This is a genomic window from Vibrio sp. 11-4(1) (assembly GCF_013048625.1).
In the GTDB taxonomy this organism is placed as follows: Bacteria; Pseudomonadota; Gammaproteobacteria; order Enterobacterales; family Vibrionaceae; genus Vibrio; species Vibrio diabolicus.
Window position 1 is genome coordinate 424,283 of record NZ_VHSY01000003.1, and the last position, 11,163, is coordinate 435,445.

The window sequence follows — 11,163 nt, forward strand, 5'->3', positions numbered from 1 at the left end:
AAGCCTCAGTCTTCCAAGGCTGATTTGTTGTATTCAATCGAGTTAATGAACCACTCTTTTTCACCTTCTGGGGTTCGCACCGTGAACTCTTCATCCACTTGTTTTTTCAACATCGCTCGCGCCATAGGTGAATCGATAGAGATGTAGTCTTTCGCATCTCCATAAATCTCTTCAGGCCCAACAATGCGGAACTTCTTCACCTCTCCTGCCTCATTTTCTATTTCAACCCAAGCACCAAAAAAGACTTTGCCTTCTTGCTGCGGAGAATAGTCAACGATCGTGACTTCAGGCAGAAACTTGCGAAGAAATCGAACACGACGGTCGATCTGACGAAGCAGACGTTTATTGAAGGTGTAATCCGCATTTTCTGAGCGATCGCCCAGGCTCGCCGCCCAGGTGACAATTTTGGTGATTTCAGGACGCTTTTCATTCCAAAGGTAATCATGCTCTTGTTTGAGTTTGTTATAACCTTCACGGGTAATCAGCTTAGTTTTCAAGTTAACTCCTATCTCAACTAAAAAATGCCGCTCTTGAGCAGCATTAAGGAGATGATATACCCAAAGCACTGGCTTCGTTCGGGCTTTGGGTATCAAGATAATAAGGCGGCCAGAGTGCTACTTTTCGTAATCTGGTTTTTGCGTCACGATGTAATTCGTATCACTCGAAACAACCGCGCCATGTTTTAGGAAGTTTTTACCTAAAATCATGCTGTAATGGAAGCGACCTCGGTCTTGCAGATTGACTCGGATCTTCTTCTCTAACTCGCCAAGTTTAACGTGCATTTCTACTACCGGCCGTTCGTTGGCCTTTTCTCCTTTTTTGGCCGTTATACGCATGACATCCACCACCTCACGGGTAAACGCCTTGGTCATGCCTAGATCGTTTTCATAAGTAAAGCTCACCATATCTTTACCGTCTTTTTGAAAGCGCTTGATGTCCTTGGCATTAATCGAGCTCACGTCAGCACCAGTGTCCAATTTAACAGGGAAAGACATCCCTTCCACTTCAGCCACTTCGATATGACCAGCTTTGAAAAGTGGCCTTGCATCTAGTAAATGGTCGGCGCGAGTATTCAGCAGCACACCGCCTTTGGCGATGTCATGACCAAAAACGAAAAATGGTTGCGTCTCGTCTTCATCTAGCACATCGAGTGCAAATTCCATTGATGTCTCTTTGCTACCGAAAAGGAAATCGCCATCAACAACGGGACGCACAGTGCTACCCACTTTGAGCTTTTTCACCACGGGCTTGGTAATTTTTTCTTCTTTACCCTCATCGTTCATTAAATAAAACGTGACGGATTCATCCTTACCTTTTTCTGTTACTTCAAAGCCATTTACACGCAGTAATGGCGTTTTCACCGTAAACGTGGGGTAAGCAGGAACGGTATAACCATCAATGGTGACTTGTTCTTCCGGTGAAATCACAAGGGGCTTTGACTTGAGTGCGCTCTTGAACGTTTTTTCAACACCGCCCAATAGGTTTTCTCTGTCGGTATCAATCACAAAGTGTTGGCTCGCGACATCCTGACCCAAACGAATTTGTGAACTGAACTTACTGCGGTCACGCAAATAGACTAACCAACGTTGAGTTTCGTTTTCGTCGATTTTCACTGGTAAGTAGACCAACGGACGCTCGCTTTTGGTGGTTTTCAGCATGCGTACCAAAGGTAACGTCATTGGATGGCGCTTGCCGTTTTCACCTTCTAGCGTGAAAGAAACTTCATTGTTCTTTTTATCAACCTTGATATCCAGTGCGTGAACGTTGGTGTAGCGGCTGGTGGTTGAGATGCTGATCTTGTATGGCACGCCCTCGACTTCAACCGTCTCTTTTTTGCCGATCATTTTTGCGCTTGGTTGCTCTTGAAGATAGTCGTAGCCAGCGAATACCCACGCATTGTTATCGAGATAGGTTTTACCAATCAAGATAGGAGAAGAGAATTGCGTGCGCTTGGTCAGATTCACTTCTGTATCAACGGTATGGCCTGCAATCGTCATCGGCATTTTTATCGTCGGGCGTAAAATAGGCTTTTTGCTTGTTCGACTACGAATGGCGCTCACTCGCTCCAGATCATCGGTAATCTGTATTTCTTTTCCTGTGTAAGGATGAGGAACCGTAAAGCTCACCTTCACTTGATATGGTTTAAAAGTATCGGCATCCCACTTCGCCTTCGTCCCACCTAAATCATCGACAATCGCCCACAACAACTCGTTGTCTTTCAAGTTCTGGTAGTCAGGATGAGAGCTACTGACATGGATGTTCTCTGCATGCATAGACGTGGTGTCAGCACCAGTATCAATCTTGCCAATAAATGGTACCGCTTTTAGCTCTGGAATATCACTGTAGTAAACGCTCTCCACTCGTCCAAGCACCAACTTGTCATCAAGCTGATATACAGGGTCTTGTGTGGTTGCTGATATGGATTGTGCCCAACTAAGCGGGGCGACAAGTAAGGCACTCGTAAGCGCTAACGCCAAAGACATTTTTTTCATCATGATTATCCGTATAAGCCGAGGTACATTTAGTTATATCAATAACCGTGGATATAGGTTAGTCGATAGTTGCGGATATAAGTTCTCAATTTAATTACAGTTTTGACACAAATCTGACTGATGTCCACCAGCGCCCGGTAAATTTTTGTCTCGTTAATTTAAAACATTGCAAATTCTTCGAACGACCCCAATGTTCTATACAACCCAAACCGAATTGAAAGAGAAAACACGGATGAGCCAAGCTATCTGTCGTATGATTGCTCAAGAACTGAATGTTCGCCCTGAGCAAGTCAACGCCGCTGTCACCCTAATTGATGACGGTAACACCGTCCCTTTTATTGCACGTTACCGCAAAGAGGTGACGGGTGGCCTTGATGATACCCAACTGCGTACTCTGGACAGCCGTCTGTCTTACCTTCGTGAAATGGATGACCGCCGTCAAACCATTCTCAAATCGATCCAAGAGCAAGGCAAACTGACGCCTGAGCTTGAGCAAGAAATTATTCAAGCCGATAGCAAGACTCGTCTTGAAGACCTTTACTTACCTTATAAACCTAAACGCCGCACTAAAGGCCAAATCGCCATTGAAGCCGGCCTAGAACCGCTAGCTGACATGCTGTGGAATCATCCGCAAACCGAGCCAGAAAGCGAAGCAAGCAAATATCTTGATGCCGACAAAGGCATCACAGATACCAAAGCCGCCCTAGACGGTGCCCGTGCGATCATCATGGAACGCATTGCTGAAGACGCAAACTTACTGGAAAAAATCCGTAACCACTTAAATCGTAATGCGGAACTTGTCTCACGAGTCGTTGAAGGAAAAGAGCAAGAGGGTGAGAAGTTCAAAGATTACTTCAATCACAACGAACCGCTGAGCAAAGTCCCTTCTCACCGTGCACTTGCGATGTTGCGCGGCCGCAATGAAGGCTTCCTGACTTTAGCCATGAACGCTGATCCAGAGCAGGAAGAAGGCGCTCGCCAATCTTATTGTGAAACCATCATTGCCGACTATTATGGTGTGACGTTAAGTAGCGCACCAGCAGATGCATGGCGCAAACAAGTGATCAGCTGGGCATGGCGCATCAAAGTATCGATGCACATGGAAACCGAATTGATGGGCGCAATGAAAGAGCGTGCTGAAATTGAAGCGATTGAAGTCTTTGCGACCAACCTAAAAGATTTGTTGATGGCGGCGCCGGCAGGTCCTCGCGCAACACTTGGTCTCGATCCTGGTCTGCGTACCGGTTCAAAAATCGCGGTTGTCGATTCAACGGGTAAAGTTCTGGCTACGGAAACCATCTACCCTCACCCTCCGCAAAAACAATACGACAAATCAGCGCAAATCGTTGACCAGTTAGTGCGTAAGTACAACGTGGATTTAATTGCGATTGGTAACGGCACGGCTTCTCGTGAAACCGATAGCTTTGTCGCAGACGTAATCAAACGCGGCAACCTAAAAGTTCAGAAAATCATCGTCAGCGAAGCAGGCGCATCGGTGTACTCGGCCTCTGAACTCGCAGCGAAAGAGTTCCCGAATATGGATGTATCACTGCGTGGTGCAGTGTCGATTGCGCGTCGTTTGCAAGATCCATTGGCTGAGCTCGTGAAAATCGATCCGAAATCGATCGGTGTGGGTCAATACCAGCACGACGTAAGCCAATCTATGTTGGCAAAACGCCTAGATGCGATTGTGGAAGACTGTGTAAACGCGGTTGGCGTTGATGTGAACACGGCTTCTGCCGCACTATTAACGCGCGTAGCAGGCTTATCAAGCACCATCGCGCAGAACATTGTCGACTTCCGCGACGAAAATGGCCGCTTCGAAGCACGTACGACGTTAAAGAAAGTACCTCGCTTGGGTCCTAAAGCGTTCGAACAGTGTGCGGGCTTCCTACGTATTATGGACGGCAAGAACCCACTTGATGCTTCAGCAGTCCACCCGGAAGCGTACCCAGTAGTCAAAGCAATTGCAGAGAAAAACAGCAAAGACATCAAGGCACTGATTGGTGACTCAGCATTCCTCAAAGGCTTACACGCTGTGGACTATACCGATGAACACTTTGGTGTCCCAACGGTTACCGATATCATCAAAGAACTGGATAAACCGGGTCGTGACCCACGTCCTGAATTCAAGACCGCTACGTTTGCAGAAGGCGTAAACTCAGTTTCTGATCTAGAACCAGGCATGATCCTAGAAGGCGTGGTCTCGAACGTAGCCAACTTTGGTGCCTTCGTCGATATCGGTGTTCACCAAGATGGTCTGGTCCACATTTCTGCGCTGACTGACCGCTATGTTTCTGATCCACGTGAAGTCGTGAAAGCAGGTGACATCGTCAAAGTAAAAGTGATGGAAGTGGACGTACAGCGTAAGCGTATTGGTCTATCGATGCGTTTGAAAGACGAACCGGGTCAAGATAACCGTAGCCAACGCTCTTCAGCCGCGCCACGTCGTAATGACCAAGCACAACGTCGTCAGCCTCGCCGCGATGAGTCTTCATCGAACAGTGCAATCGGCGGTGCTTTTGCGGCAGCGTTTGCTAAAGCGAAAAAGTAACCTTACCTAGGTTTCACTGCTAAAAAGAAAACGCTCCAATCAGTTCAATCTGCTTGGAGCGTTTTTGTTTGAGTAGGATATTGAGTCGTCATAATACTGCTATCACTTCTGACGGGGTATGGGGAGCGACTGCATGACCATAATGAAACTTGATCACCTTCCTGCGCTTTTCCATTAATCCTTCATTGATCGCAGCATCCAAAATGCGCTTTGGTAAGCGAAAACGAATTGCGTAGCCCTTACCTTGGTCTTCACTGTACGACTTGAGCGCAAGCAAACTAAAAAGCCGTTCTAGTGTATCTTCCGGCTCTTCTTGATAACGCGTGTCGACTTCTGTTTCCATGTCATAATCAGGATGCTCTGAAGGATCCCAAGAAGACTGACGTCGGCGCTTGTCATCGCCTTTTACTTTTCGCTCTGCATTGGTTTTGGCCAATGCGACCGTTGGCGTCACAGGCTCTCGGACTTTATTGTCGCGAGCTGCTTGTTCCGTCTGCACATTCACGGATGGGGCGATCAGTGGCACACTTACGTTGGTCGGTGACACAATCATTGCGAACCCTCCTCAGAGTCGCCCAACTCGTCAATATGGCTTAGCTTTATTGGCTAATAAAACCTCACCAATCTTTATATCGACCACTTTTTAAACAGCTTGAGCTTTTTCCGCTCGTATTTGATTAATCGTGAGCAAACTCTCGAATTTGGGCACAAAACTCGTCATGTTCGGTCATAAAGGGCGCATGAGAGGACTGATTGAAAACAAACTGCTGGGTATGAGGTAACAGTTCACTTAAATCATTCGCCACTTTAATCGGCACCAATCCATCCAAACGGCCATAAAGACGCAGCATTGGTACAGAAAGAGACGTCAACGCATCGCGCAGATCCACATCAGCAAGGATGTTTAGTCCAACCAACAGCGACTCAGGGTTTGGCTGAGGGCGCGACAGTACCGCTTGCTTGAGCTGCTTCACATCTTTACGTGCAGATGGACTGCCCATCGCTTGCAGCGCCATAAAGCGCTCAATGGTCAGTGAAAAATCTTCTAGCAACTGAGAGGTGAACGCGCTCAGTACATTCGGTTGAATGCCGCGCCACGGTTTTTCTGCGGCAAATTTTGGTGAACTGGCAACCGTAATCAACTTAGCCACACGCTCGGGCATATTTAACGCCACATGCGTCGCCACTAAACCTCCGAGGGACCAACCAAGCCAAATCGCTTTCTTTGGCGCACTTTGCGCGACCAAGTTAGCAATATGGTCTAAATCTTCACCATGATGCTCGGCACTGTGTCCATAGCCCGGAAGGTCAACAACATGAACACGGAAATCGGTTTGAAGTGATTCGACGGTTTGCTGCCAAACCGCGCCATTCATACCCCAACCATGTAACAACACCAGATCAGGTCCTTCACCAAACGACTGCCAATGTAATTTCGTGCTCATGCTCTCAATCTCTCCCACTTATTTTATTCCCTACGCCATCAGCCAAGCGTTAGGCTGAGTAAAATATCACCATGAATAAGCGCTATGTTATCTCATCACTGGCAAAACATCATGCATCGCGTGTTGAGCAGTCAATGCGGTCTGTGTCGGTTCCCGATTCAAACACCAAACCACACGCATGCTCTGCGTTGGTGTGAGCACTGTTTACAACACCTAGCTCCAATCAAGCGATGCCAACGTTGCGGTTTAACGTTACAGAAAGAAGAAATGAGTACGGATAGTATTTGTGGTGAATGCCTTTCAGAACCACCACCATGGCAAAGACTATATACGTTAGGCGATTACGACTTTCCCCTTTCACGGGAAGTACAACGCTTTAAAGATCATGGAGAGTCTTGGCATGTAAAAGCACTAACCCAGCAACTGGCGCAGCGCATTACAACACCAGCCCCAATCATTACCAGTGTGCCACTGCACTGGCAGCGCTACCTACGCCGGGGGTTTAATCAAAGTGATGTTTTAGCCCGACATTTAGCCCAGCAATTGCAGACCAATTTTGATGCGAAGGTCTTTCGCCGAGTCAGACTCGCCCAATCACAGCGTGGTAATACCAAAGCAAGCCGTGAACAAAACTTAAAAGGCGCGTTTGTTCTCAATAAGCGACCGCCATCTTCCCACGTTGCCATCGTCGATGATGTGGTCACCACAGGCAGTACCGTCCGACAATTATGTCATTTACTACTTGAAGTTGGCGTAGAAAGCATCGATATTTACTGCATCTGCAGAACACCTGCTCCTCGTTCTCTCTAGATCGCTTCGCCATGCCTTAGCATCAAAAAGACTAGACCCATACGTCAACAAGAGTAGAATAGCAGCAGTAACCTACAAATTTACTCGGGTATTCGTCGTGTCAAATATTACTATTACAGAAACTGCGCAAACGCATTTCGCTAACCTTTTAGGTCAACAGCCTGAAGGGACTAACATTCGTATTTTCGTTGTGAACCCAGGTACACAAAACGCTGAGTGTGGCGTGTCTTACTGCCCACCAGAAGCAGTAGAAGCGACCGACACTGAAATCCCTTACAGCGGTTTTTCAGCTTATGTGGATGAGCTAAGTCTGCCATTCCTTGAAGACGCTGAAATCGATTTTGTTACCGATAAAATGGGCTCTCAGCTAACGCTAAAAGCTCCGAACGCTAAAATGCGTAAAGTTGCGGACGACGCGCCACTGGTTGAGCGCGTTGAATACGTTATCCAAACTCAAGTCAACCCACAGCTTGCTGGCCACGGTGGTCACGTAAACTTGGTTGAGATCACTGAAGATGGCATTGCTATTGTTGCATTTGGTGGCGGCTGTAATGGCTGTTCTATGGTTGACGTAACACTAAAAGAAGGCATCGAGAAAGAGCTGCTAAACCAATTCGTTGGTGAACTCACCGCTGTTCGTGATGCAACAGAACATGACCGTGGTGATCACTCTTACTACTAAGAGTAAATACGGTCAGAAAATGGGAGGCTTCGGTCTCCCATTTTTGTATCGATACTGAGGTAACCTTGAGATGCTTAGTGCTGCCCGCAAAATCCGCTAGAAACTCAGGCGGAGTTCTCATATATTAAGCATCTTACGCATCTCGTAAACGCCAACGACACCAAGGAGCCAGCGCCATGTCGAAACGGACCCCACCAGAGATACTCTCATGCCAAACGGTCGCAAAATCCAAACTGTTTGCCGTGGAAGCGCTCGACCTTCGTTTTTCCAATGGTGAACACCGTACTTATGAACGCATGAAGCCAAGTGGGCGCGATGCGGTGATGGTGGTTCCTGTGACTGAGCAAGGCGATTTATTACTGGTACGTGAATACGCCGCTGGGACTGAACGCTACGAGTTGGGCTTCCCGAAGGGGTTGATTGACCCAGGTGAAACCCCACACCAAGCTGCGGATCGAGAGTTAAAAGAAGAAATCGGCTTTGGCTGCAATCAGCTGACTCCGTTGAAACAAGTTATCCTCGCGCCGTCTTACTTTTCGAGCAAAATGACTCTATTTTTAGGACAGGCGCTTTATCCAGAGAAGCAAGAAGGCGATGAGCCTGAGCCACTGGAAATTGTGCGTTGGCCACTTGCGCAAGCCGAAGAGTTATTAACTCACATGGATTTCTGTGAAGCACGAAGCATCACCGCGCTAATGTTGGCACTGAAACACTTACCAAACACCACTCACAAACATAACCAATAACGGTCATGAGAACCGAATAATACTGTGAGTAAGGACTATCACTTATGCCAATGACAAAAGATCTATCTCACCTGCTTCCTCAAGTCATCGAAATTGCCCGTAGTGCCGGGCAAATGATCCTCGAAATATATGAAAAAAAACAGTACGAGGCCTATACCAAAAGTGACGAGACTCCGGTAACGAGCGCAGATATCGCGGCTCACAAGCTCATCACAGAACGCTTGAGTGAACTCACACCCGACATTCCCGTATTGTCAGAAGAAGACGCAGACATCAGCCTCGAGCAACGAGCTCAGTGGGAACGGTATTGGTTAGTCGACCCTCTCGATGGTACTCAAGAATTCATCGCTCGCAGCGGCGACTTTGCGACTATTATTGCACTGGTCGACAACAACAAACCAACCATGGGGGTCGTTTATGGCCCTGTCTCTGGCGTGACTTATTACGCTTATAGTGGCAAAGGTGCTTGGAAAATTCCCGACATGTCGGACAGCGTAAAAATCCATACGCACAAACACGAGCAGCCAGGGCAAAGCATCGCGATTGCTATTAGCCGCCGTCAAGATATCAATCGCATCACTAGCCGCATGAGCAGTGCTTGGAATTACGATTTAATTCCGCTCGGCTCTGCGGCATTAAAAGCGTGTCTTGTTGCAGAAGGCGCTGTGGATTGCTATCTCAGACTAGGCCCAACAGGTGAGTGGGACACCGCCGCGACACAGTGCATTGTTGAAGAAGCGGGCGGTCGCATTCTCAGCACGCAATTGGAGCCGCTGTCATATAACGAGCGGGAAACGCTAGAGAACCCAAACTTTATTGTGCTTGGTGACGCGGATTTACCTTGGAATGAGATTTTACAACGCAAAGATTAAGCGCTCTATCCGTAAAGTTAGCGCCTAAATACTAGCAATTGAAAGGCCACGAATATGTTCGTGGCCTTTTCTTTTTGACCTGTTTGTACAGCGTTAGGAGCATTTGGCCTACTATGTTCCAATCGCTTAAAGTGCTGAACACAAGAAAATAAACCCCTTAGAATCATAACCTTATAATTACATCCTATTATCACCACGATCTTTGTACAGCGAATAGAGGGTTTCGCCTACTATGATCCAAAAGCAAAAAGAGCTGCACAATCGCAGCTCTTTGAGAATTTTGGTTTTTGTCACGATAGGTTAGAAGCGACCTTGGTAATTAAACTCGTATTGACCTTGGGGATTCGGCTTGCCCAACCATTTCAGTTGCTCACTCATGCTGGATGGGAACTCAGCTCCTGGTTTAAACCAGGCTTTGGTTGAGTATCGCTGATTAGGCATAAGCTCTGCTGAGAACGCCGCTGAGACTTGTTTACTGCTTTGCTCACCAGTCGCTGTCAACACACTGTCCTGACAGTTTAGATCGGCAATCACAGGGCCGAGTTCAAGGCTACCAACAGGGCTTTGAATACCACTGGCATTCCATACCAAAGTGCCTTCACCATTCTTACACCAAGGCGCGGCATAAGTCGCATGACGAATATTTAACTCAAGTTGCCCATCAACGCCGACAGGCACAGGGAGACGAGCTTGCTCTACAACTTTTACTGCCGGAATCGAGGCAACTAAGTTTTTGGCATAAGGACCACCACTCAAGCTATAACCAACAAAACCGCGACCACGAACGTCCATTTCACTACCACGACCAAAGCGTACGGCAAACTCAGCTTTACCAGTTAGTAGACTCGACCATTGGAAATCCCAATTAACTTCTCCAAGGTTCTGGCGCTGCCAACGAACACTAGAAGCTTGACCTTGCCATACAGAGCCATTGGCACCCTGAATGTCTAGTCCTCTCACGGTTGGTGCTTGCTGTAACACCCAAGAAACGGGTAATCCCATTAAAAGACTGACTGAAAAAAAGACGATAAAGATAACAACGTAAAGTACTGCTCGCTTCACCTTAACCTCGCTTAAACTGAAGGCGGTTCACATCAATCATGCCCGCTTGATCCGTTCGGTCGATATCTAAAAATTCGACTTCAATACCCTGTTGCTCTTTCAAGTAACGTAACCAATCCACCAGCTGATTAAACGCGAGTGGTTTGATCCACACCTGAACACTCTCATTGCGAGGTTGTACTCGAATCAACTCAACTTTATAACGACGGGCTGAAGAAGAAACCAGTTGATTCAACGGTTGACTAGAGTAGCTCACACCGCTGCTTTTGCGCAGTGCAGTGATGCCATCCGCTTTATCTTGTACCCAAGCCAGCAACTGTTTTTCACTTTGAATACGTGATTGAGCTAGCTCCGCACGTTGGCTCATTGGCTGTAGCAACCCCCAATAAATAATGCCAATAACGGCAATAGCGCCACATCCCATGACCAAACGCTGCTCACGCTGTGAGATGCTGCTCCACCAAACCTGAGCTTGAGAAATTAAGTTTTTCATCATCACC

At 47.3% G+C, this 11,163-nt stretch carries 11 protein-coding genes; 5 read left to right on the forward strand and 6 right to left on the reverse strand.

Going from position 1 to position 11,163, the window contains the following annotated elements; genetic code table 11:
• Nucleotides 1-5: 5 nt before the first annotated feature.
• Nucleotides 6-497 (reverse strand): transcription elongation factor GreB, encoded by a 492-nt coding sequence (gene greB, locus FKN16_RS08360; RefSeq protein WP_104974605.1) that lies wholly within the window; start codon nt 495-497, stop codon nt 6-8.
• A 117-nt stretch (nt 498-614) separates the two neighbouring features.
• Nucleotides 615-2,495, reverse strand: a complete 1,881-nt coding sequence (locus tag FKN16_RS08365) for a RimK/LysX family protein (RefSeq protein WP_124007334.1) — start codon at nt 2,493-2,495, stop codon at nt 615-617.
• Nucleotides 2,496-2,724: 229 nt separating this feature from the next.
• On the opposite strand from FKN16_RS08365, the gene FKN16_RS08370 reads away from it, so the two are divergent.
• Complete coding sequence (locus FKN16_RS08370) at nt 2,725-5,046, forward strand: Tex family protein (RefSeq protein WP_170902464.1); 2,322 nt, start codon at nt 2,725-2,727, stop codon at nt 5,044-5,046.
• Between the two features lie 88 nt (nt 5,047-5,134).
• Here the strand turns inward: FKN16_RS08370 and FKN16_RS08375 are convergent, their stop codons facing one another.
• Nucleotides 5,135-5,599, reverse strand: a complete 465-nt coding sequence (locus FKN16_RS08375) for a hypothetical protein (protein WP_005379316.1) — start codon at nt 5,597-5,599, stop codon at nt 5,135-5,137.
• A gap of 124 nt (nt 5,600-5,723) precedes the next feature.
• Entirely contained in the window at nt 5,724-6,491 is a 768-nt protein-coding gene (gene bioH, locus FKN16_RS08380; RefSeq protein WP_085343415.1) for a pimeloyl-ACP methyl ester esterase BioH, read from the reverse strand.
• A gap of 84 nt (nt 6,492-6,575) precedes the next feature.
• Here bioH and FKN16_RS08385 point away from each other — a divergent pair, with 84 nt between their 5' ends.
• From FKN16_RS08385 to cysQ, 4 genes are all read left to right on the forward strand, one after another.
• Nucleotides 6,576-7,301, forward strand: a complete 726-nt coding sequence (locus tag FKN16_RS08385) for a phosphoribosyltransferase family protein (protein ID WP_170902465.1) — start codon at nt 6,576-6,578, stop codon at nt 7,299-7,301.
• Nucleotides 7,302-7,398: 97 nt separating this feature from the next.
• A complete protein-coding gene (gene nfuA / locus FKN16_RS08390; protein ID WP_005394968.1) occupies nt 7,399-7,983 on the forward strand; it encodes a Fe-S biogenesis protein NfuA in 585 nt (194 codons plus the stop codon).
• A gap of 176 nt (nt 7,984-8,159) precedes the next feature.
• The gene (gene nudE / locus FKN16_RS08395) at nt 8,160-8,729 is read left to right on the forward strand and encodes an ADP compounds hydrolase NudE (protein ID WP_005394971.1); all 570 of its coding nucleotides are present in this window, start codon (nt 8,160-8,162) and stop codon (nt 8,727-8,729) included.
• 44 nt (nt 8,730-8,773) lie between these two features.
• Nucleotides 8,774-9,601, forward strand: a complete 828-nt coding sequence (gene cysQ, locus FKN16_RS08400) for a 3'(2'),5'-bisphosphate nucleotidase CysQ (RefSeq protein ID WP_005394972.1) — start codon at nt 8,774-8,776, stop codon at nt 9,599-9,601.
• Between the two features lie 300 nt (nt 9,602-9,901).
• Here the strand turns inward: cysQ and FKN16_RS08405 are convergent, their stop codons facing one another.
• Nucleotides 9,902-10,663 (reverse strand): type II secretion system protein N, encoded by a 762-nt coding sequence (locus FKN16_RS08405; protein ID WP_054867791.1) that lies wholly within the window; start codon nt 10,661-10,663, stop codon nt 9,902-9,904.
• Between the two features lies 1 nt (nt 10,664).
• The gene (locus tag FKN16_RS08410; RefSeq protein ID WP_085343383.1) at nt 10,665-11,156 is read right to left on the reverse strand and encodes a type II secretion system protein M; all 492 of its coding nucleotides are present in this window, start codon (nt 11,154-11,156) and stop codon (nt 10,665-10,667) included.
• Between the last annotated feature and the right edge of the window lie 7 nt (nt 11,157-11,163).